Source organism: Streptomyces sp. NPDC087215, from assembly GCF_044744885.1.
In the GTDB taxonomy this organism is placed as follows: Bacteria; Actinomycetota; Actinomycetes; order Streptomycetales; family Streptomycetaceae; genus Streptomyces.
Genome location: NZ_JBIUZD010000014.1, coordinates 38929 through 59979, shown reverse-complemented (window position 1 = coordinate 59979; position 21051 = coordinate 38929). Strand labels below are relative to the sequence as shown.

The window sequence follows — 21051 nt, the reverse complement described above, 5'->3', positions numbered from 1 at the left end:
CCGGGGGGGTTTACGTCTTGGAGCGGGTGGGCAAATTCAGGCACCTGACCCCGGGGGGGCGGGGGGCCCGCCCCGGGGGGCCGGCGGGGGGGGGGGGCCCGGGGGGGGCGGCCCCCGCGCCCCCCCGCCCGTGACCCTCCTCGCCGCTCTCCCGGGCCGAACGGCCGGGGGCCCGCGTCAGCCCTCCTGCGGCTCCAGCCGCAGCGAGATCGAGTTGATGCAGTACCGCTGGTCCGTCGGGGTCGGGTACCCCTCGCCCTCGAAGACATGGCCCAGGTGCGAGCCGCAGCGTGAGCAGCGGACCTCGGTGCGGACCATGCCGTGGGAGGTGTCGGAGATCAGCTCGACCGCCCCGCTGTCCTTCGGATCGAAGAACGACGGCCAGCCGCAGTGCGACTCGAACTTCTCGCTCGATGTGAAGAGCTCCGCCCCGCACGCCCGGCAGGAGTAGACACCCTTGGTCCCGGTATCCGTGTACTCACCACGGAAAGCGGGCTCGGTACCGGCCTGCCGGAGCACCTGGTACTCCGACGGGCTCAGCTGGGCCCGCCACTCCTCGTCCGACTTCTCGACCTCGTACGCCATGGTTTCGCTCCTCAGCGGCTGATCAGCTCGACAGGCGGGCGAGGATCAGCGGACCGAGGTCCGTGACGTCCCCCGCCCCCATGGTCAGAACGAGATCGCCGGGGCCCGCCATTCCCGCGACCACGTCCGGGACCGTCGCCTTGTCGTGGACCGGCGTCACCTCGGCCCCGGCCGCGCGGGCCGCGTCGACGATCAGCTCGCTGGTGATGCCGGGGATCGGGTCCTCGCGCGCCGGGTAGATGTCGAGGACCACGGACCCGTCGGCCAGGGCCAGCGCGTCGCCCATCTCCTTGCCCAGTTCCTGGGTACGGGAGAACAGGTGCGGCTGGAAGACGACGAGGAGCCGGGAGGCCCCGGCGGCGCCCCGCATGGCCTCCAGGTCGGCGGTCATCTCGGTGGGGTGGTGCGCGTACGAGTCGATGACCTGCACGCCCCTGGCCTCGCCCTTGAGCTGGAGGCGGCGGCCGACGCCCGTGTAGGCGGTCAGCGCCTCGGCCAGTTCGGCGGGGTCGATGCCGACGCGGGCCCCGGCGGCGAGGGCGGCGGCGGCGTTGTGCGCGTAGTGACGGCCGGGGACGGAGACGGTGAACGTGTGCGCGGTGCCGTCGAGGGCGACCGTCACCTCGCTCTTCATCCCGTTCGGGACGATCTTCAGGATGCGGGCGTCGGAGTCCTCGCCCTCACCGACCGTGACGATCTCCAGGCCCTCGCGGTCCGCGACCCGGCGGGCCAGCTCACGGGAGCCCGTGTGCTCGCCGACGACCAGGGTGCCGCCGGGGCGGATCTTGGCCGTGAACGCCTCGAAGGACTCGTAGATCTCGTCCATGGAGGCGTAGTTCGCGTGGTGGTCCAGCTCGACGTTGAGGACGATCGCGACCTCGGGGTCGTACTTCTGGAAGCTGCGGTCGCTCTCGTCCGCCTCCGCCACGAAGACCTCGCCCTCGCCGTGCAGCGCGTTGGTGCCGGGGCCCGCGAGGTCGCCGCCGATGGCGTACGAGGGGTCCAGGCCCAGCTCGGTGAGGGCGACGGCCAGCATGGAGGTGGTCGTCGTCTTGCCGTGCGTACCGGCGACGGCGATCGCCCGCAGGCCGTCCATCAGGGAGGCGAGCGCGTCGGAGCGGTGCACCACGGGGATGCCGAGTTCGGCGGCGCGCGCCAGCTCCGGGTTGTCGGCGCGGATGGCGCTGGAGACGACGACGGCGGAGGCGTCGTCTGCGAGGTGCTCGGCGGCGTGCCCGATGTGCACGGTGGCGCCCAGGGCGCGCAGGGACTCGGCGGTCACCGACTCCCTGGCGTCACTGCCCGCGACCTTCGCGCCGCGCTGGGCGAGGATCTTCGCGATGCCCGACATCCCGGCACCGCCGATGCCGATGAAGTGCGGCCGTTCCATGGCGGCGGGAATGGCGGGTGCCATGCGGTTCTCTCCCCGGGGTGCGACGTGCGTGGAAACCCCCAGCGTAGTGGCTACGGCGGACTGCCCCCGGCGGACACCACGGCGGGGACGACGGCGAGGCGGGGCGGCACCGGGCGGGGCGGGCGGTGACGTACGGGCGGCGGCGGTGACGGTCCCGGCCGGCGGGCCGGGGCAGGGGTGTCGGCAGGGGCCGTGCCTGGTGTGGGGTGCGGGCGAGCCCGGACCTGGGGACGGCCGCGCCGGATTCCCGGCCGGATTCCGCCCCGGAACCAGGGTCCGTCCGGGACCGGCCCGGAGTCGGGCCCTTGCTGCCACCCGGTCCGCTCACCGGAAGCGGAAACGAAACCGGAACCGGCCCCCGGGGCGATGCGGCGCGTGGCCGTGCCCCCTGCACGGGGCACGGCCACGAGTCCATCCGTACGGGCGTCCGCTCGCACGGACGTACGGGCACGTACGGGCCTACATCGCGGTCAGTCGCTGTGCGCGAAGAGCTTCAGCACCGGCACCCCCACCTTGTGGCGGGCCCGCGAGGCCCAGTCCCGGTGGAAGAACTCCTCCACGTAGTGCGGGGCGGTCAGCACGATCACCTCATCCGCCTCCGACTCGTCGACCACCGCCCTCATCTTGTCGAGCGGATGGTCCTCGACCACCTGCCCCACCGCCTCGCAGCCCGCGTCCCGCAGGGCCCGGAGCGAGTGCTCCAGGGCCTGCTCGGCGGGGAGCCGGGCGGCCTTGCCCTCCGGTTCCTCGCCCTCGCGGGTCGCCTCCTTCAGCTCGCCCATGGCGACGTCGTCGATGGCACGCAGCAGTACATCGGCCTGGTCACCACGCGGCTGCATGAGAACGATGAAGGACACGCCCTCGTCGCCGTGCAGGGTGGTGACGAATTCCACGTCGACGGACGTGAGGGGCTTCTCGATCATCAGAACGCTTGTGAACACCTCAGGAGCCCTTCTGCGGAAACCATCCTTCCCCGTGCCCGCACGGGGTCTGCGACAGTAAGTGTGCCCAGCGGACGGTAAGCGGAACGACAAATTCCGCCGATTGTCAGATCCGAAGGTAGCGGGTGAAGAGGAAGCCGTCCCGCTCCAGCACGGAAGCCACCTGGAAGCGTGTCGGGACCGTCACGGACGGGCCTCCGGCGATCCGCTGGGCCCCGCCCGCCGTCATCGTCGGCGAGAGCGTCAGGCACAGCTCGTCCAGGACGTCCGCCGCGACGAACTGGCCCAGCAGCCGGGGACCGCCCTCGGTCAGCTGCCGCCGCAGCCCGCGCGCGGCGAGCGCCGCCACCACCCGCGCCGGGTCCACCCCGGCGCCGTCCCCCGCCACCACCACCTCGACGCCCGCGTCCCGCGCGGCCCGCACCCGCTCCGGGGGCGCCGTGGCCCCGGTGAGCAGCAGGGTCGGCACCAGCGGAGAGGTGAAGAGGGGCAGGGTGAAGTCCAGGGTCAGGGAGGCGCTGACGACGGCGATGGCGGGCGCCGGGCCCTGTCCGGCGGCGGCGCGGCGGGCGGCGAAGGCCTCGCGCGCGCGTGCGGGCCGGTACCCCTCCAGGCGTACCGTTTCCGCACCGACGACGACCACGTCGGCGAGACCGCGCAGGGTGCCGAAGATCCGCATGTCCGTCTCCGAGGAGAGCGGCTGGGAGCGCCCGTCGTGCTGACCGGCGCCGTCGAGGGACGAGACCATGTTCGCCCGCAGCCAGGACTTCCCTCCGGACGGGAGCTCCGGATAGGCGTAGGCGTCGGCGAGTTCGTCGAGGGACCATTCCCCGCCCCCCGCCGAGGTCACGGGGGCTGTCATGTCCGTCACAGGGAGCAGTTGGCGCATCCTGGCAGTCTGACATGGCGCTTACAGTGGGGAACTGTGTCGACCCGTGCCCCCATCGAAGCCGCCTCCGCCGCGGCGGCCCCGCTCTCGCTCTGCTCGCGCGAGCCCCGTGTCCCCGCCGACCGTCTGGTCGCGGAGATGGTGCCACCGCCCCGGTTCGACTCGGTGCGCTTCGACACGTACCTCCCGGACCCGAACCAGCCCAGCCAGTCCGAGGCCGTGGAGGTGCTGGCCGCCTTCGCCGGGGGGCTGGGCGGGGCGCACGCCTCCGGTGCGGGCAAGCGCCGCTGGTTCGCCCGGAAGCCGGCCGCCCCGACGGGCCCGCGCGGGGTGTACCTGGACGGCGGGTACGGCGTCGGCAAGACCCATCTGCTGGCCTCGCTCTGGCACGCGACCCCGGCGGAGCCCGCGCTGAAGGCGTTCGGCACCTTCGTGGAGCTGACCAATCTGGTCGGCGCGCTCGGCTTCCAGGAGACGGTGCGGACCCTGAGCGGGCACCGGCTCCTCTGCATCGACGAGTTCGAGCTGGACGACCCGGGCGACACGGTCCTCGTCTCCAGTCTGCTCGGCAGGCTCGTCGAGGCGGGCGTGGCGCTGGCCGCGACCTCCAACACGCTGCCCGGCAAGCTCGGTGAGGGCCGCTTCGCCTCCGCCGACTTCCTCCGGGAGATCCAGGGCCTGTCCGCGCACTTCCGGCCGCTGCGGATCGACGGCGAGGACTACCGCCACCGGGGGCTGCCCGAGGCTCCGGCCCCGTACACCGACCAGGTCGTCACGGAGACGGCGTACGCGACGCCGGACGCCTCCCTCGACGACTTCCCGCATCTGCTCGAACACCTGGCCAGGGTTCACCCGAGCCGGTACGGCGCGCTCACCGACGACCTCACGGCCGTCTGCCTCACCGATGTCGCGCCGGTGCCCGACCAGTCGACGGCCCTGCGGCTCGTCGTCCTCGCGGACCGGCTGTACGACCGGGAGATACCCGTACTCGCCTCCGGACTCCCCTTCGACCGTCTGTTCAGCGAGGAGATGCTGAACGGCGGCTACCGCAAGAAGTACTTCCGGGCCATCTCCCGGCTCACCGCGCTCGCCCGCGACGCCAAGGGGCTCGTGCCGCAGTAGGTTGGAGGCCGTACCCCCGTCGAAAGGGATTCACCATGGCCACCGTGCGTCACGCCCACACCGTCTGGCAGGGCGACCTCCTCAAGGGTTCGGGTGTCGTCACCCTGGACTCCTCCGGTCTGGGCTCGTACGACGTCTCCTGGCCCGCCCGCTCCGAGGAGCCCAACGGCAAGACCAGCCCCGAGGAGCTGATCGCCGCCGCGCACTCCGCCTGCTTCTCGATGGCCTTCTCCAACGGACTGTCCAAGGCCGGTCACGTGCCGACCCGTCTGGAGACCAAGGCGGACGTCACTTTCCAGCCAGGCGAGGGCATCACCGGCATCCACCTGACCGTGCGCGGTGAGGTCCCCGGGCTCGACGCCGAGGGCTTCGGGTCGATCGCGGAGGACGCCAAGAAGAACTGCCCCGTCAGCCAGGCGCTCTCGGGCACGACGATCACCCTCACCGCCGAACTGGCCTGATCGTCCCCCGGCGTTCTTGCGCCACATGAGGCGACGCGTCGATCCGCATGGTTCACGGGCCACCACCGTGCGTGGTACCACATGCGGGTCACGCGTCACACCCACCTGTCCGCCAACAGGAAAGTGGTTGCCCCATGTCCGCGACCCGACGTCAGATCCTCTCCCGCACCGGCGCCTCCGTCGCAGGGATCGCCTTCACCGGCGCGCTCTCCGAACTCTTCACCGGCAGCGCGGGCGCCGTGTCCGGGGCCCGCCCCGGGCGGCCCGGCCGCCCGGCCGGATACGGCCCCCTCGTCCCCGACCCGGACGGGCTGCTCGACCTCCCGGAGGGATTCCGCTACCGGGTCCTCTCCCGCCAGGGCGACCCGATGCGCTCCGGCGAGGGCCCGGTCCCCAGCAACCCCGACGGCATGGCCGCCTTCGCCGGACGGCGGGGCCGGACGCACCTCGTCCGCAACCACGAGAACAAGGTCACCGGCAAGATCGGCGTGCCCACCGTCCCCGGTCTGACGTACGACCCGGCAGCCAAGGGCGGCTGTACGGCCCTGGAGCTCGACGGGCGGAACAACGTCCTCGGCGAACGGGTCGCCATCGCGGGGACCGCCGTCAACTGCGCGGGCGGCCCCACCCCCTGGGGGACCTGGCTGACCTGCGAGGAGACCGAGGACAAGGCCGGGACCAAGGGGTACACCAAGGACCACGGCTTCATCTTCGAGGTCGACGGCGCCGACCCCCACCGCACCGGCGCGGTCCCGCTCACCGCGATGGGCCGCTTCCAGCACGAGGCCGTCGCGATCGACCCGGCGAGCGGCGTCGTCTACGAGACGGAGGACGCCTTCGACCACCCCTTCGGCCTCTTCTACCGCTTCCTCCCCCGCGAGCCGCTCGGCGGCCGGGGCTCGCTGCGCGCGGGCGGCACCCTGGAGGCCATGCGGGTCCCCGGAGTGCCGGACCTCTCCGTCGTCCAGGAGACCGGCACCCGCTTCGACAAGGTCGAATGGGTCCCCGTACCCGATCCGGGAGCCGCCGGGACCCCGATCCGGCACCAGGACTTCGGCCCCCGGGGCATCACCCACGCCCAGAAGCTGGAGGGGTGTTACTGGGGCGGGCGGGCCGTCTACTTCGTGTCCTCCTTCGCCCGCGTCAAGGACGGCTCCGGCGCGGGTCACTTCGGGCAGGTCTGGAAGTACGAGCCGCACCGGCGCCGTCTCACCCTCGTCGTCGTCTTCGGGCCCAGCACCGACGTCCGGCTGCCCGGCGAGTCGCCGGACAACATCTGTCTGACGCCGACCGGCGGCCTGATGGTCTGCGAGGACGGCGACGGGGCGCAGCACGTCTTCGGGGTGAGCGAGCGGGGCGAGGTGTACGCGGTGGCCCGGAACGCGAAGGCCATCGGCAGCCCGGAGGCGCCGGAGTGGGGCGAGTTCGCGGGCGTCGCGTTCTCGCCCGACCGGAGCACGATGTACGTCAACTGCTACACGCCGGGGACGACGTTCGCCGTGACGGGCCCCTGGTGCTGAGCTGACGGTCCGAGCGCCCGGCCGCCCGCGCGCTCGCGGACGGCCGGGTTCCGTCGCAGGATCGGGGAAGGACCGGCGGCGCGGCGGAAGGGACCGAGGTGGCGGAGAAGGACGGCGGGAAGAAGACGGACGGGAAGAAGGGCCCCGGAGGGAAGCGCCCCGGGAAGAAGACGGAGGGCCGGCGGGTCACCCCCCTGCGGGAGCTGCTGCGCGTCCCCGAGGGCGAGCGGATCGACCTCACCGCGTACGACGCCGCCGCGACCCCCGGCGGGCCCGGGGGCAAGGCCGCGGGGCTCGCCGCCACCGCCGCCCTCGGGCCCCGCCTCGCCGATCTCCAGGAACGGCTGTACGCGGCGAGCACGGCGGGCGACCGGCGCCGGGTGCTGCTCGTCCTCCAGGGCATGGACACCAGCGGCAAGGGCGGCACGGTCAAGCACGTCATCGGTCTCTTCAACCCCTCGGGCTGCCGCATCCAGGCGTTCAAGTCACCGACCCCGGAGGAGCTGAGCCATCCGTTCCTCTGGCGGATCACGCGGGCGCTGCCCAGGGCGGGCGAGATCGGCATCTTCGACCGCTCGCACTACGAGGACGTGCTGATCGCCCGGGTGCGGGAACTGGTCCCGCGCAAACGGATCGGCCACCGCTACGGGCAGATCAACCGCTTCGAGAAGGCCCTCGCGGACGAGGGCGTGACGGTCGTCAAGGTCTTCCTCCACCTCTCGTACGAGGAACAGCGCGAGCGCCTGCTCGAACGTCTGGACAACCCCGAGAAGCACTGGAAGTTCAACGTCGGCGACATCGAGGAGCGGGCCCTGTGGCCCGCGTACCGGGAGGCGTACGAACTCGCCCTCGAACGCTGCACCACCGAGGACGCGCCCTGGTACCTGGTCCCGGCGGACCGCAAGTGGTACCGGAACTGGGCGATCAGCACCCTGCTGCTCGAACACCTGGAGGCCCTGGCCCCCGCGTACCCGCCGGGAGACTTCGACGTGGCGGAGTGCCGGGAACGCCTGCTGGCCACGTGAACGGCGGTCCGTCGCCCGACGCGTGGACTCCGTAGCCCGGCACTCGGGCTCCGTCGGCCCGACGCGTGGACTCCGCACTCCTCGCTGTCGCGTCGCGCGCGCCGACGTTTTCGATCAGTTAACTTCCGGACGTGAACATTTCTGTACGAAACCTGGCGGCGCTCGGGGTTCTGGGCGCGGTTCTCGTCGGCTGCGGCGGCGGCACGGGCGGGGACGCGGGCGGGCACCCGGCCTCACGGGCGACGGCCACGACCGGCCCGACCGGCACCGGGAGCGCCTCGCCCGGGGCCACCTCGGCGGCGGGCTCCAAGCCGGTTCCCGCCCGTACCGCCCCGCCCACCCTGGCCCCCGCCCCCGGCGGCCTCACACCCGTCTACACCCACCGGGCCAGGAGCACCGAGAAGGTCGTCGCCCTCACCTTCGACGCCGACATGACCGCCGACCAGGGCCCCCGGGCCGCCCGGGGCGAGCACTTCGACAATCCGCAGCTCATCCGGACCCTGCGCCGCCTCAAGGTCGACGCCACCGTGTTCATGACCGGCCGCTGGGCGGAGGAGTACCCCGACCAGGCCAGGGCCATCGGCGGCGACCCCCGCTTCGAGATCGCCAACCACTCCTACAGCCACTACGCCTTCGCGTCCCCCTGCTACGGCCTGCCGACCGTCGCCGGACCCGACATGGCCGCCGACGTACGACGCGCCGCCGACGCCTTCCGGAACGCGGGAGCCGTCAACGTCGTCCCCTACTTCCGCTTCCCCGGCGGCTGCTACGACGACGCCGCCCGGCGCGCCCTCGCCCCCACCGGTGTGACCGCCGTCCAGTGGGACGTCGTCAGCGGCGACGCCTTCGCCAAGGACGCGGACGCCGTCGCCGAACAGGTCCTCGACGGCGTGAAGCCCGGCTCCCTCGTGGTCATGCACTGCACCCGCAGCGCCGCCCCCGTCACCGAGACCGCGGTCCGCCGGATCGTCCCCGAACTCCGCGCGCGCGGCTACCGCTTCGTCAAGGTGTCGGAGCTGATGGGCCGCTGACCCCGGTTCACTCCAGCCGGGCCGTGGCCGCGCGGGCCAGCGCCGCCACGGCCGCCGCGAGCAGCAGCGCGCCCCCGCACGCGAGCCACGGCGGCTCGGCCGTCGCCGTCCGCGCCCCGGTGACCAGCGCCGTCACCGCGTGTTTCGCCGGGGAGCCGGTCGTCACCAGGGCCAGCAGCGAACCCAGCACGAGCGCCCCGAGCGACCGGCCAGGCGCGGGCAGGAACGGCCGTGAGGACAGCGCGCCGACAGCGGCGCCGGTCCCCGCGCAGGCCAGCACCGCGAGGAGCCCGGTCACGAGGGCGGCGCCCGTCCCCACCCCTCGCCGGTCCCCGGTCAGGGTCACCACCAGCACCGCGAAGGCCCCGACCAGCACCGGCCAGAGCGCGCCGGTGGCCAGCGCCGCGAGGTGCGCCCGCCCCCGGCCCGCGACGGCGGCCACCACGCCCCGCGCGGCGGGCGGCTCCTGGGTGACACAGATCCGTACGGACCAGGCCGTGACCGGCAGCAGAGCGGCGGCGGCGAGACCGAGCGAGCCGAGCACCGGCTCCCCGAAGGTGATGCCGACGACGAGACAGGCCGTGTACAGCAGCAGCGGCGCGAGCCAGCGCTGCGAACGCAGCAGCAGACCCGACTGGTAACGCAGGAGAGCGGTCATGTCCGCCGCCGTTCCGCCGTGGGGGTCGCGGTGGCTGGGGTGGCTGGTGTGTTCGGGGTGCCTGGGGTGTCGAGTGCGGCTGGGATACCTGTGGTGTCGGAGGCACCCGTCGTCCGCGGCCCGCCCGTCTCCGGCCCGCCCGTCTCCGCCGTCACCGCCTCCTCCAGTCGTTCGATGTGCCACGAAGAGGCGAGCAGCGCCCCGAGGAGCGTGTCGGAGTGGGACGCGGCCACCGTGAGGACCGTGGTCGCGCCGGGTCCCGGCAGGACGAGCGGCGCCCCGGGCAGGTCCCCCGGCAGCGGGCGGGAGCCGCCGGAGGCGACGATCCGCACCCGGCCCGGCGCCCGTACCCCGGAATCCGGCACGGCCGCTCCGCCCCGGGGCCGCGCCGACACCCGCCCCGCCGCCACCTCGTACACCGCGTCCGCCTCCCCCGCGAGGCGGCGCGGGTCGTGGTCGACGAAGACGACCGTCGCACCCGCCGCCCGGCGCTCGCGCACCGCCGTGTCCAGCACGGTGCGCGCCCCCGCGTCGAGGCCCGTCCAGGCCTCGTCGAGGACCAGCAGTCCCGGCCCGGCCAGCAGCGCCTGGACCACGGCGACCTTCTGGCTGGTGCCCTTGGACAGCTCCGCCATCGGGGTGCGGGCGTGCCCGGCGGCCCCCAAGCGCTCCAGCCACTCCCCCGCACCGGCCCGCGCGGCGGCCCGGCCGAGACCCTGGAGCCTGCCGAGGTGGACCAGGTACTCGACGGCCGTGAACGGCAGCGCGGCCGGGAAGCGCTCGGGGACGTACGCGGTCAGGACCGGCCGCCCCTCGATCCGGCCCTCGGTCGGCGCGTCGACCCCCGCGAGCAGCCGGAGCAGCGTGGACTTGCCGCTGCCGTTGGCGCCGACGACCCGGACGAGAGCGGCGGCGGGCAGATCGAGGACGACCTCGCGGAGGACCCAGGGCCCCCGCGAACCGTGCCTGCGCCCGACCCGCTCCAGCCTCAATTCGACGTCTTCTGCGGGGTCAGCTCGCTCGGCCGGACGACCACGAAGCCCTGGCCCTCCAGCTTCAGCTGCACCGCCTCACCGGAACCGCCCCGCATCATCGAACCGAGCGACTGCGAGCGGTGGAGCGAGGTCCGCAGCTGCTCGCTCCAGCCGACGACCGCGTCGGTGTCGACGTACACCGGGGCCTGCGGGGTGACGGGGATGACGATCGGGGTGCCCTCACAGACCAGGGCGACCTTCCCCCGGCCGGAGAAGACGGAGTTGAAGAGGCCGCCGCCGGTCATCCCGGCGCCCTTCACGGTCTTGATCTCGTAGTGGAGGGTGGAGTCGAAGCAGAGCACGTTCCGGCCGTTCACGGAGAACGCGTCACCCGGCTCGATCTCGACGATGAAACAGTTCTGCGCCTCGTGCGCGAACCACACCTCGCCCTGGCCGCGCACGGCCATCAGCGCCAGCCCCTCGCCGGTGACGGCCCGCTTCAGGAGCCCGCCGATGCCCTGGCCCTTGCGCTCGAACTGGAGGTCGCCCCGGTAGGCGATCATCGAGCCCTGGCGCGCGTGCATCTCGCCGTTCACGGTGTACTTGACCGACTTCGTGTTCTGGAGGGTCATCCCGGGGAAATCGGACGTCTCGGCGAGGTGTTCGCCGACGAAAAGGTCGCTCTTCATACGGGCATCCTGTCCCGGAAGCTCCGATTCCCACAACGATCCCCCGTCCCGGCAGTGGCAGACTTGCCGGGTGAGCAGCGACGACACCGACCTCCGCGACGAAAAGCCCCAGTTCGTCCTCCCCCTGGTGGTGAGGATCGAACGGGACGCGCCCCCGGCCCGTACCGATGCCCTGGAGACGGCCGCGCGCGCCGTCCTGGAGATCCTCACCGACGAGCGTTCCCTCGGCGAGGGCGAGTGGGCGCGGGCGGTCGCGGACTGGGAGGACGCCCGCATCCGCAAGGTGGTGCGCCGGGCGCGGGGCGCGGAGTGGCGGCGCGCCGGGACGCTCCCGGGGATCACCGTCTCCGGGAAGGAGGCGGAGGTACGGGTCTTCCCGCCGGTCCCGCTCGACGGCTGGCCCAAGGACCTCGCCCGCCTCCAGGTCTCGGGCACCCATCTCGACGACCCGGCCGAGCCGGGCCCGGTGCCGGACGGGGCGGTGACGCTCTGGTTCAACCCGGAGCTCGACATGACGGCGGGCAAGTCGATGGCCCAGGCGGGCCACGGGGCGCAGCTCCTGTGGCGGGCGATGCCGGACGCGGACCGCGCGGCCTGGCGCGCCGCGGGCTTCCCGCTGGCCGTACGGACGGCCCCGGCCGACCGGTGGGCGGCACTGGTCGCGAGTGGTCTTCCGGTGGTCCGGGACGCGGGTTTCACGGAGATCGCCCCGGGCGAGACGGTCGTCGCCGAGGGCAGCGAGCGTTTCGCTCCCCGTCTGCGGCTCGACCTGCCGTAGGGCGGGCCGGGGTCACCCCGGGCCGGGGGGACGGGCCGGGAGGACCGGTCGGGGGGACGGGCTCGCACGTCCGCCGGGCCGCCGGGCCCGCGAGCGCCGTACGGGCCCACCGGACTGAGCGGCGCTCGCGGGCCCGGCTCCCGGACTCCCGTCGGCCCGGCCGACCGGCTGACGACCGGCGTCTGAAGGGCCCGACCGGCCGCCCGGCGACACCCTGCCGACCGGCTCCCGGCTCCCGGCCACCCCACCTACGCCACTACGCCACCGGGAACGAAGCCGTCGCCAGGACCGTGCCGCTCGGGGAGACCAGGCGGGCGCCGGTCACCGTGGCCGGATCGGTGGGCGCCGGGGCGCCCCAGGCGCCGTAACCGTCCTTGAGGGAGAACGTCCCCACCGGGACCGTCGATCCGTCGGCGCGCACCAGGAGGCAGCGCACCGGGCCCCGGGCGGAGCCACCGAGGTCGACCGACATGTAGACCCAGCCGCCGTCCCCGCCGTGGGCGAAGACCCGGCCCACCGTCTGTCCGTCGGCCACCAGGGACGCCTCCCGCAGGCCCCCGGCCGTCTGCTGCGAGACCGCCGGGGGCGCGCCCTCGACCACCGTGCCGACCGCCCACCCGCCGAACCCGCAGGCCAGGGCAGCTGCGGCACCCGCCGCCGCGAGCCGCAGCCGGTACCTGCCGCGCTTCGGCGCGGGCGCCGCGCCCATCGCCCGTACCGCCCGGCTCTCGAAACCGACCGGCGGTTCCGCGTCCGGCAGCAGCGCGAGCAGCCCGTCACCGGCCGCCGTCAGCCGTTCGACGTGCTCACGGCAGTCCGGGCAGCGGTCCAGATGGGCCAGCGCCTCGGCCCGTTCACGGGCCGGGAGGACCCCGAGCGCCAGCTCGGCGTCCAGCTCCCGCAGCCGCTCGCACTCCATGTCGTTCACCGTCCCTCCACCGTGTCGAGCAGCGCCCTGACCTTGAGCGTCCCCGTCCGGATACGGGTCTTCGCCGTGCCCAGCGGCACGTCCTCGGCCGCCGCGACCTCCCGCGCGGTCATCCCGTAGATCCCGGCCATCACCAGGGCCCGCGCCTGCTCCCTCGGCAGCTCCGCGACCGCCCGCCGGACCCGCTCCGCGCTGTCGTCGGCGAGGGCCCGCCGCTCGGGCGTCTCGGTCACCGCGCCGAGGAGCGCGTCCAGGTCTTCGGGGGCGACCGGGCGGGCCCGCCGGGCCCGTGCCGCGTCGACCGCCAGGTTGTGCGCGATGACCGTCAGCCAGGTCCGCACGGAGCCGCGCCGGGAGTCGTACACCTGTGCGTGCCGCCAGGCCCGCTCGAAGGTCTGCTGGGCGATGTCCTCGGCGAGCTGCGCGTCCCCGAGGACCGCGAGCGCCACGCCGAAGACCGGGCCCTGGAAGCGGCGCACGAACGCGACGGCGAGCGCGGGATCGCCCGTCGTCAGGCCGGTGAGCAGTGCCTCGTCGGACACCCGCCCGGGAGAAAGTCCCATGCGCCACATGCCAGGGATACGGTCCGCGGCCCGGAAGGGATTGCCCCGCCCATTCTCCTCCCTCCTCCCCTCTCCCCTCTCCCTTCCCCTCGATCGAGCCCGATCGTCGATCGCCCGGAAACCCGGCCCGGTCGCCCGGCGCCCCGGCCCCGGCCCCGGCCCCGAGCCCGATCGCCTGAACCCCCCGCCCCCGCCGCAATCCCCCGGCCGGGTCGGCCCGTACCCCTGGCAGGGGGAAACAACCGGAGGACCGACTCATGACCATCCCGTTCACCCGTCGGCGCGTGCTCCTCGGTCTGACCACAGGAGGCCTCGTCGGACTGCTCGCCGCCTGCGGGGGCGGCGGCACCACCACCGGCGCCACCACCGCCCCACCCCCGGCGACGTCCGTCTCCTCGTCCGCGAACCAGGTCACGGCCGTGCTGACCGACTTCCACATCCAGCTGTCGCCGCAGACGTACCACCCCGGCCCGTACACCTTCACCGCGGAGAACAAGGGGCACACGGAACACGCCCTGGAGCTGGACGGCCCCGGCGGGAACAACCGCACCAAGACCCTGCAGCCCGGCGGATCCACGACACTCACCGTGAACCTGAAGTCCGGCACCTACCAGGTCTTCTGCCCCGTCGACGGCCACAAGGACCTCGGCATGAAGACGCAGATCACCGTCGGCGGCGCCCCCGCCCCCACCGACCGCGTCAACGCCCCCACGCCCCCTCCCGGCAATGGCTACTGACCGGGCGGTCGCACGGCTCGTCCTGCGCCTCGCCGGTGCGGGCCTGACCGGCGCGATGGCCGCCATCCACCTCTGGCTGTGGGCCGAGGGCTACCGGGACCTGACCACCATCGGGCCGCTGTTCCTCGTCAACGGCGTCGTCGGGCTGCTGCTCGCCGTGGCGCTGCTGGTCACCCCGGTACGCGGGCTCGCCCCGCTCGCCTCGGTCGCCGCGCTGTTCACCGCCGGCACCCTGGGCGCCCTGGTCCTCAGCCTCACCACCGGCCTGTTCGGGTTCGAGGAGTCGGTCCACGCGGAGCTCGTACGGCCGACGCTGTACGTCGAGACGGCGGGTACGGCCGTCCTGATCGCCCTCGCGGTGACCGCTCTCGGCCACCGAGCGCCCCGAGCGCCCCGTCCGGCCCCTCCATCCCCTCCGTCCCCTCCGGCCCGGACTCCCGGCCGGACTCCCGGCCGGAACCTCAAATGAAGCTCTGAACGTCCCCCTCCTGGGATTCGAACAGCCGCCGCGGGGCCATCACCCGGGTGACTGAGGACCCGAAGGAGGGGGACATGACGGAACTCGGCATCGGCATCGGCTGGCGTCCCGAGATCGCGGAAGCGGTCGAGGGACTGTCCGCGATCGACTGGGTGGAGGTCGTCGCGGAGAACATCTGCGTCGGCCATCTGCCCGACTCACTGACCAGGCTGCGGCAGCGCGGCGTCACGGTCGTCCCGCACGGAGTCTCGCTGGGGCTCGGCGGCGCCGACCGGCCCGACCCGGCGCGCCTCGCGGCGCTGGCCGAGAAGGCGGTGGCGCTGGGGGCGCCGCTGGTCACCGAACACATCGCGTTCGTACGGGCCGGGGGGCCGCTCACCGCGACACCGCTCCTGGAAGCGGGCCACCTGCTGCCGGTGCCCCGGACCCGGGACGCGCTCGACGTGCTCTGCGAGAACGTGCGCGTCGCGCAGGACGCGCTGCCCGTTCCGCTGGCCCTGGAGAACATAGCGGCGCTCGTCTCCTGGCCGGGCGAGGAGATGTCGGAGGGCCGGTTCCTCGCGGAACTGGTGGAGCGCACGGGGGTGCGGCTCCTGATCGACGTCGCCAATCTGCACACCAACCACGTCAACCGGGGCGAGGACCCGGCGCGGGCGCTGGCCGAACTTCCCTTGGAAGCCCTCGCGTACGTGCACGTGGCCGGTGGCGTGGAGCGGGACGGCGTCTGGCACGACACGCACGCGCACCCCGTCCCGGAGGCCGTCCTGGGCATCCTGGCGGACCTGGCGGGCCGGGTCGCTCCGCCGGGCGTCCTGCTCGAACGGGACGACGACTTCCCTCCGGCGACGGAACTCGCCGACGAACTGAGCGCCGTCAGGGCGACGGTCGCGGGGGCGCGGGCGGCGGGCCGTCACGGGGTACGGGCCTCCCGGCGCCCCGCACCGGCCCGCCACCCCCTGCTCATCGGCGCGGGCGCCCGCGTCTCGGGCGGCACCATGCCGAACGGGCCGGAGCCGGGACCGGAGCCGGGACAGGAGCCGGGGGCAGGGGCAGGGTCGGCGTCGTGGGCGAGGCCGGTCGACCGGCCCGTGTCCGCACCGGCCCCCACGCCCGCACCCGGGCCCGACAGCGCGGTCCCGTCCGCCGGGTCGGACCCGCCCGTCGGAGCACCCGTCGGACCACCCACCGACAACACCCCGTCCGCGTGCGGCGGCCCCGTCGTCGCTCCCGGCGCCCGGCAGCGGGTCGCCGTCGCCCAGGTGTCGCTGCTCTCCGCGCTCGTCGCCGGGACGCCCGCACCCGAGGGCTTCGACACCCGAAGGCTCGGGGTGCAGAGCCGGGCGCTCGCGGCCAAGCGGGCCGGGATCGTCGCGAAGGTCGCGCCCGAACTGCCCGAGATCCTGGGCAGCGGATTCCGGCCCGCGTTCCTCGCGTACGCCAGGTCCCGCCCCATGACCGGCAACTACCGCCGGGACGCGCTGGACTTCGCCGAGCACCTCCTGGCGGCCGGACGGCCGGAGCGGGAGGGGGCGCGGCGGGAGCTGACCGCGTGGTGGCAGGACCGTTCCGGCAATCGTCCGCCCGGCCGCGCGACCCGGCTCGTCCGGGCCGCCCGGCACGCCCTGGCCCGGAGATGAGGTGCCCGTGAACATCGCCGTCACGGTCCACTACCTGGCCGCCGCCGTCGGCATCGCGCTGGTCGTCACCGGGCTGGTCCGGTCCCGTCGCGGGCCCGGCGGGCCCCTTCACGACCGCTACGAGGCGGCCTTCCTCAACGGCGGGCCCGCCAGGGTCGCCGACACCGCCCTCGCCGCGCTACAGGCCGACGGCAGGCTGGCGGTCGGCGGCCCCGGCATCGTGTCGGTGCTCCGCCCCCTCGCGTACGACCCGGTGGAGCGCGCGGTGTTCCAGGCGCACGCCGAAGACCCGCACGGGGCCCTGCACCGGCTGCGGCAGGCCGTGATGCGGCACCCGGCGGTCCAGGAGATCGGCGACGGTCTCGCCGCGCGCGGGCTGCTCGTCGCCCCGGCGGTCCGGCGGTCCGTCCTGCGGCGGTGCGCGGTGGTCGGCGTCCTGTCCTTCCTGCTGTTCCCGGTGGCGGTCGTCCTCACCGTGCTGGACTTCGCGACCGCCGAGGAGCTGCCCGTCCCGTTCGTCCTGAAGGTGGCGCCCGCGCTGATCGCCGCCGGGGTCACGGCCGTCGTCTGCGGGGCCCTCGGTGCCGGGCAGGTCACCTCCGCCGGGCGGCGGGCGGTGTCCGCGTACGGCGCCGGGCACGCGCGTCCCGGGGACGCCGGTCATCTGGTGGCGCTGCACGGCCTCGGGGCCCTGCCGGACCCGGTGCTGCGGGAGCGGTTCGTCGCCGCCGCCCGGTTCTACGGCCCGGTCAGGCGCCGGGGGCGCGGCGGCCGGGGCCGTACGCCGTCCGGACACGCCTCCTGGGCCGGGGACGCCGCCGGGGCGGCGGCCGTGTGGTGCGCGGGGACCGGCGCGTGCGGCGGCGGGAGCTCCTGCTCCGGGGGCGGCGGTTCCTGCTCGTCCGGTGCGTGCTCCGGCGGGGGCTCCGGCTGCGGCGGCGGGAGCGGTTCCTCCTGCGGCGGCTCCGGTTCCTCCAGCTCGTGCGGGAGTTCCAGCTCCAGCTCGTGCGGCGGTTCGAGCGGCGGCTGAGGCGAGGGCGGGCCGGAAGGGCCCGGAAAGGACGCCGGTGCGGCGCGCTGTGGCGCGCCGCACCCGGTGCCGGACCCGGTGTCGCTGGAACGGCGGGCGAAACGTTCCCGCCCGCCGTCTGATCTTCCGGGTCGTGGGTGGCGCACCCGGCCGGGAGCCGGGCCGCCACCAGGTCTTCGTACGGCCGTCAGGCCAGGCCCGCCACCAGCTCGGCGACGCTCTTGCGACGGCCGGTGTAGAACGGGACCTCCTCGCGGACGTGCATCCGCGCCTCGGAGGCGCGCAGGTGGCGCATGAGGTCCACGATGCGGTGCAGCTCGTCCGCCTCGAAGGCGAGGAGCCACTCGTAGTCGCCGAGCGAGAAGGAGGCGACGGTGTTGGCGCGCACGTCCGGGTAGCCGCGGGCCATCTTGCCGTGGTCGGCGAGCATCCGGCGACGGTCCTCGTCGGGCAGCAGGTACCAGTCGTAGGAGCGCACGAAGGGGTAGACCGAGACGTAGTCGCGCGGGTTCTCGTCGGCCAGGAAGGCCGGGATGTGCGACTTGTTGAACTCGGCGGGACGGTGCAGCGCCATGTTCGACCAGACCGGCTCCAGGGCGCGGCCCAGGCGGGTGCGGCGGAAGAGGTTGTACGCCTCCTGGAGCTCGTCGCTCGTCTCGGCGTGCCACCAGATCATGACGTCGGCGTCGGCGCGCAGACCGGACAGGTCGTACGTGCCGCGTACGGTGACGTCCTTGGCGGCGAGCTGGTCGAACAGCTCCTGGACCTCGTCGGCGTAGCCGCCTCGGTCCTCGGGGAGAACGTCGCGCAGCTTGAAGACGGACCACAGGGTGTAGCGGATGACCTCGTTGAGGTCCTTCGCCTTCTTACCGGCGTTCGGGATCTTTTCGGGCGCACTCATGCGCCTATTCTCGCCCGTCACAGGGAGTGCCCCGCACCGGGGTCGGTCCTTTTCGACGTGGCGATGATCTCGTCGGCCGCGCGGTGGGCCGAGGCGACGCACGCGGGGATGCCGACACCGTCGTACGCGGCTCCCGCGACCCGCAGTCCGGGGAGCGCGGCGACCGCCTCGCGGACCCGGGCGACCCGGGCGAGATGGCCGACCGGGTACTGGGGCAGGCCGCCGGTCCAGCGGGTGACCGTGGTGGCGACGGGCCGGGCGGCGAGGCCGGTGGCGGCGGCCAGGTCCTTGAGGGAGGCGGCGACGAGGTCGGTGTCCTCGCGGTCGGTCCGCTCCTCCTCGCCGTGGCGGCCGACGGAGGTGCGGAGCACGAAGAGGCCGGGGGCTCCTTCGGTGACCCAGCGCCACTTCTGCGAGGAGAAGGTGGACGCCTTGACGGTGTGCCCGTCGACGGGCGGCACGAGGAAGCCGGAACCGGCCAGCCGGGGCATGTCGGTGCGCCGGAAGGCGAGGGTGACCAGGGCCATGGAGGCGTACTCGACGGCCCGCAGTTCGGTGGCGGCGGCGGGCGCGTGGTCGGCGAGGAGCGCGGCGGCGGGCCCGGCGGGGGTGGCGAGGACGACGGCGTCGGCGTCGAGGACGCGGTCGCCGGCCGCGACCCGCCAGCCGCCGTCCCCGGTGCGGCGCAGCGAGGTCACGGGGGTGTCGGTGAGGATCTCGCCGCCCGCGGCGCGGACGGCGTCGGCGACGGCGCCGGGCAGGGTGCCGACGCCGCCCCGGAGCCCCAGGAAGACGGATCCGCCGAGTCCGGTGGCGGCCCCGGCCGGGTCTGCGGGGACGGTGGCACCGGCCGACTGGACGGCGCGGACGGCGTCGGTGAGCGTGGGGTGCGCGCGGGCGGCGTGGAAGAGGGCGGGGACGGCGGCGCGCATCGAGATGCGGTAGGCGTCTCCGGCGTAGACGCCGCCGAGGAGGGGTTCGACGAGCCGGTCGACGACCTCGTGGCCCATGCGGGCGGCTACGTACGCGCCGATGGCGATGTCGTCGCCGATGTCGGTCGGGGGCAGTGCGGCGTCGAGGCCGACGCGGCGCAGACCGTCCTCGGAGAGGAGTCCCTCGACGGCGCGGGCGTCGCCGGGGACGCCCATGACGTGGCCCTTGGGCATGGGCACGAGGGCGCCCCGGGACCAGACGGACGCGGTGGTGGTGGCCGGGGCCTGGAGGCGGTCGCCGAGGCCGACCGCGCGGGCCAGTTCGACGGCCTCGGGACGGCGGGCCAGCAGCGACTCGGCGCCGAGGTCCACGGGGGCGCCCTCGATCTCCCCGGCGAGCAGCTTGCCGCCGAGCCGGGGGCCCGCTTCGAGGAGGGTCACCCGGTGACCGGCGGTGGCCAGCCGGTGGGCGGCCGCGAGTCCGGCGATACCGCCTCCGGCGACGACGACATGGGGTCCCGTGGTGTCCGCGTTCATGGGACCACTCTCTCAAATCGCCCGGGACGCCTTGTCCGGGGGCGTGCCGTGGTGGGGCCCCGGGGCTTCCGTTCCGAGGCCGGACCGTGACCACTTCGGGATCGGCGGACGGCAACCGGTTCCGGAGGCGCGTACGTCCAAGGACCGATACTCACCGACGATCCCTGGGGGGACCGATGAAGAGCGTACGGACCACGGCGAGAACGCGTACGGCGGCGGGGGCCGTCCTGCTCACCGCCGCGCTGGCGCTGACCGGCTGCGCGGGCGCCACGGAGGGGGCCTCGGAGAAGGGGGACCTGAGCGCGGCGCGGGGCTACGAGGAGGGCGGGGCCGCGCGGGGCGCGGACGCGGGGAAGGGTTCGCCGGGGGCGTCGTCCGCGAAGACGAAGGTTCCGGCCCAGCAGCACGTCATCCGGACGGCCTCGCTGGAAGTGGAGGTCGCCGACGCGGCGAAGTCGCTGGCCACGGCACGCCGGGTGGCGGTGGGCGCGGGCGGGCGCGTGGAGAACGAGACGACGGAGCGGACCGACGGCGAGCACATGATGTCCACCGTGGTGCTCCGGGTGCCGCAGGAGCGGTACGACTCCGTCCTGGGGGAACTGGCGGGTACGGGGAAGCTGCTGGCCCGCAAGGCGGACGCCAAGGACGTGACCGAGCAGGTCGTGGACGTCGAGAGCCGGATCGCGACCCAGCGGGCGAGCGTCGCCCGGGTGCGGACGCTGATGGACCGGGCGGAGCGGCTGGCCGACGTGGTGACGCTGGAGGGCGAGCTGAGCCGTCGGCAGGCGGACCTGGAGTCGCTGCTCGCGCAGCGGGCTTCGCTGGAGGACCGGACGTCGCTGGCGACGATCAGGCTGACGCTGCTGGAGAACTCGAAGGAGGCGGCGGCGGAGGAGCCGGGCCGTCCGGGCTTCGGTGACGCGCTGGCGGGCGGGTGGAACGCGCTCGCGGCGGCGGTCGCCTGGATCGGGATCGTGCTCGCGGCGCTGGCCCCGTGGCTGGTGGTGGCCCTGGTGGCGTACCTGCTGTGGCGCCGTCTGGTCCGTCCCCGCCTGGCCGAGCGCCGCCGGACGCGGGGCACCGGCTCCCCCGTGCCGTCGACGGCCCCCCGCAACGCCGCCGGGGCCCCGGTGCCGCCCGGTCCGCTGGAGTCCCCCGGGACTCCTGGCGAGTGAACCGGAGGGGCGCGGGGTGTTCCACCGGCTGAAGCGCCCCGGAGGA

Annotated in this window: 22 protein-coding genes; 11 read left to right on the top strand and 11 right to left on the bottom strand. The window is 74.4% G+C overall.

Annotated features, from left to right (window positions below; translation table 11 throughout):
* Positions 1 to 177: 177 nt before the first annotated feature.
* From msrB to ACIO92_RS27760, 4 genes are all read right to left on the bottom strand, one after another.
* Entirely contained in the window at positions 178 to 585 is a 408-nt protein-coding gene (gene msrB, locus ACIO92_RS27775) for a peptide-methionine (R)-S-oxide reductase MsrB (RefSeq protein WP_401241729.1), read from the bottom strand.
* A gap of 22 nt (positions 586 to 607) precedes the next feature.
* On the bottom strand, positions 608 to 1999 hold the full coding sequence (murC, locus tag ACIO92_RS27770; protein ID WP_401241732.1) for a UDP-N-acetylmuramate--L-alanine ligase: 1392 nt from the start codon (positions 1997 to 1999) through the stop codon (positions 608 to 610).
* A 470-nt stretch (positions 2000 to 2469) separates the two neighbouring features.
* Entirely contained in the window at positions 2470 to 2940 is a 471-nt protein-coding gene (locus tag ACIO92_RS27765) for an indole-3-glycerol phosphate synthase (protein WP_366441349.1), read from the bottom strand.
* A 106-nt stretch (positions 2941 to 3046) separates the two neighbouring features.
* On the bottom strand, positions 3047 to 3829 hold the full coding sequence (locus ACIO92_RS27760; protein WP_366441348.1) for a pyrimidine reductase family protein: 783 nt from the start codon (positions 3827 to 3829) through the stop codon (positions 3047 to 3049).
* A 36-nt stretch (positions 3830 to 3865) separates the two neighbouring features.
* Here ACIO92_RS27760 and zapE point away from each other — a divergent pair, with 36 nt between their 5' ends.
* From zapE to ACIO92_RS27735, 5 genes are all read left to right on the top strand, one after another.
* Positions 3866 to 4951: a cell division protein ZapE gene (gene zapE / locus ACIO92_RS27755; protein WP_402284173.1), complete on the top strand. Its 1086-nt coding sequence runs from the start codon at positions 3866 to 3868 to the stop codon at positions 4949 to 4951.
* Between the two features lie 35 nt (positions 4952 to 4986).
* On the top strand, positions 4987 to 5412 hold the full coding sequence (locus ACIO92_RS27750; protein WP_351781568.1) for an OsmC family protein: 426 nt from the start codon (positions 4987 to 4989) through the stop codon (positions 5410 to 5412).
* Positions 5413 to 5546: 134 nt separating this feature from the next.
* A complete protein-coding gene (locus ACIO92_RS27745) occupies positions 5547 to 6932 on the top strand; it encodes an alkaline phosphatase PhoX (protein ID WP_366441346.1) in 1386 nt (461 codons plus the stop codon).
* Between the two features lie 98 nt (positions 6933 to 7030).
* Positions 7031 to 7957 (top strand): PPK2 family polyphosphate kinase, encoded by a 927-nt coding sequence (locus ACIO92_RS27740; protein WP_402059346.1) that lies wholly within the window; start codon positions 7031 to 7033, stop codon positions 7955 to 7957.
* Between the two features lie 131 nt (positions 7958 to 8088).
* The gene (locus ACIO92_RS27735; RefSeq protein ID WP_402284170.1) at positions 8089 to 8988 is read left to right on the top strand and encodes a polysaccharide deacetylase family protein; all 900 of its coding nucleotides are present in this window, start codon (positions 8089 to 8091) and stop codon (positions 8986 to 8988) included.
* A 7-nt stretch (positions 8989 to 8995) separates the two neighbouring features.
* On the opposite strand, the gene ACIO92_RS27730 is transcribed toward ACIO92_RS27735, so the two are convergent.
* From ACIO92_RS27730 to ACIO92_RS27720, 3 genes are read right to left on the bottom strand one after another with little or no spacing between them, the layout of a single operon-like run.
* On the bottom strand, positions 8996 to 9646 hold the full coding sequence (locus ACIO92_RS27730) for an ABC transporter (protein ID WP_402284167.1): 651 nt from the start codon (positions 9644 to 9646) through the stop codon (positions 8996 to 8998).
* Positions 9643 to 10638 carry an ATP-binding cassette domain-containing protein gene (locus ACIO92_RS27725; protein ID WP_402284165.1) on the bottom strand — a complete coding sequence of 332 codons (996 nt, stop codon included), beginning with the start codon at positions 10636 to 10638 and terminating at the stop codon, positions 9643 to 9645. The genes ACIO92_RS27730 and ACIO92_RS27725 overlap by 4 nt, the downstream gene beginning before the upstream one ends.
* Positions 10635 to 11309, bottom strand: a complete 675-nt coding sequence (locus ACIO92_RS27720; protein WP_402284163.1) for an AIM24 family protein — start codon at positions 11307 to 11309, stop codon at positions 10635 to 10637. The genes ACIO92_RS27725 and ACIO92_RS27720 overlap by 4 nt, the downstream gene beginning before the upstream one ends.
* Positions 11310 to 11379: 70 nt before the next feature.
* On the opposite strand from ACIO92_RS27720, the gene ACIO92_RS27715 reads away from it, so the two are divergent.
* A complete protein-coding gene (locus ACIO92_RS27715) occupies positions 11380 to 12087 on the top strand; it encodes a peptidyl-tRNA hydrolase (protein ID WP_401241753.1) in 708 nt (235 codons plus the stop codon).
* Between the two features lie 256 nt (positions 12088 to 12343).
* Here the strand turns inward: ACIO92_RS27715 and ACIO92_RS27710 are convergent, their stop codons facing one another.
* Together ACIO92_RS27710 and ACIO92_RS27705 are read right to left on the bottom strand one after the other, a co-directional pair.
* Positions 12344 to 13006 carry an anti-sigma factor family protein gene (locus ACIO92_RS27710; RefSeq protein WP_402059455.1) on the bottom strand — a complete coding sequence of 221 codons (663 nt, stop codon included), beginning with the start codon at positions 13004 to 13006 and terminating at the stop codon, positions 12344 to 12346.
* A gap of 5 nt (positions 13007 to 13011) precedes the next feature.
* A complete protein-coding gene (locus ACIO92_RS27705) occupies positions 13012 to 13587 on the bottom strand; it encodes a sigma-70 family RNA polymerase sigma factor (RefSeq protein WP_366441340.1) in 576 nt (191 codons plus the stop codon).
* 248 nt (positions 13588 to 13835) lie between these two features.
* Here ACIO92_RS27705 and ACIO92_RS27700 point away from each other — a divergent pair, with 248 nt between their 5' ends.
* The 4 genes from ACIO92_RS27700 (at position 13836) to ACIO92_RS27685 (ending at position 17460) form a co-directional block, all read left to right on the top strand.
* Positions 13836 to 14315 (top strand): copper-binding protein, encoded by a 480-nt coding sequence (locus tag ACIO92_RS27700; protein WP_366441339.1) that lies wholly within the window; start codon positions 13836 to 13838, stop codon positions 14313 to 14315.
* Positions 14305 to 14784, top strand: coding sequence for a hypothetical protein (locus ACIO92_RS27695; protein WP_366441338.1), 480 nt, complete (start codon positions 14305 to 14307; stop codon positions 14782 to 14784). Before ACIO92_RS27700 ends, ACIO92_RS27695 begins: the two co-directional genes overlap by 11 nt.
* Positions 14785 to 14867: 83 nt before the next feature.
* Positions 14868 to 16430 (top strand): DUF692 domain-containing protein, encoded by a 1563-nt coding sequence (locus ACIO92_RS27690; RefSeq protein ID WP_402284160.1) that lies wholly within the window; start codon positions 14868 to 14870, stop codon positions 16428 to 16430.
* Positions 16431 to 16437: 7 nt separating this feature from the next.
* Positions 16438 to 17460: a TIGR04222 domain-containing membrane protein gene (locus ACIO92_RS27685; protein WP_402284157.1), complete on the top strand. Its 1023-nt coding sequence runs from the start codon at positions 16438 to 16440 to the stop codon at positions 17458 to 17460.
* A 187-nt stretch (positions 17461 to 17647) separates the two neighbouring features.
* Here ACIO92_RS27685 and hemQ read toward each other — a convergent pair whose 3' ends face one another.
* Complete coding sequence (gene hemQ / locus ACIO92_RS27680) at positions 17648 to 18361, bottom strand: hydrogen peroxide-dependent heme synthase (protein WP_366441335.1); 714 nt, start codon at positions 18359 to 18361, stop codon at positions 17648 to 17650.
* 17 nt (positions 18362 to 18378) lie between these two features.
* The gene (hemG, locus tag ACIO92_RS27675) at positions 18379 to 19830 is read right to left on the bottom strand and encodes a protoporphyrinogen oxidase (protein WP_366441334.1); all 1452 of its coding nucleotides are present in this window, start codon (positions 19828 to 19830) and stop codon (positions 18379 to 18381) included.
* Between the two features lie 176 nt (positions 19831 to 20006).
* Here hemG and ACIO92_RS27670 point away from each other — a divergent pair, with 176 nt between their 5' ends.
* Positions 20007 to 21005, top strand: a complete 999-nt coding sequence (locus ACIO92_RS27670; protein WP_366441333.1) for a DUF4349 domain-containing protein — start codon at positions 20007 to 20009, stop codon at positions 21003 to 21005.
* The last annotated feature ends 46 nt before the right edge of the window (positions 21006 to 21051 follow it).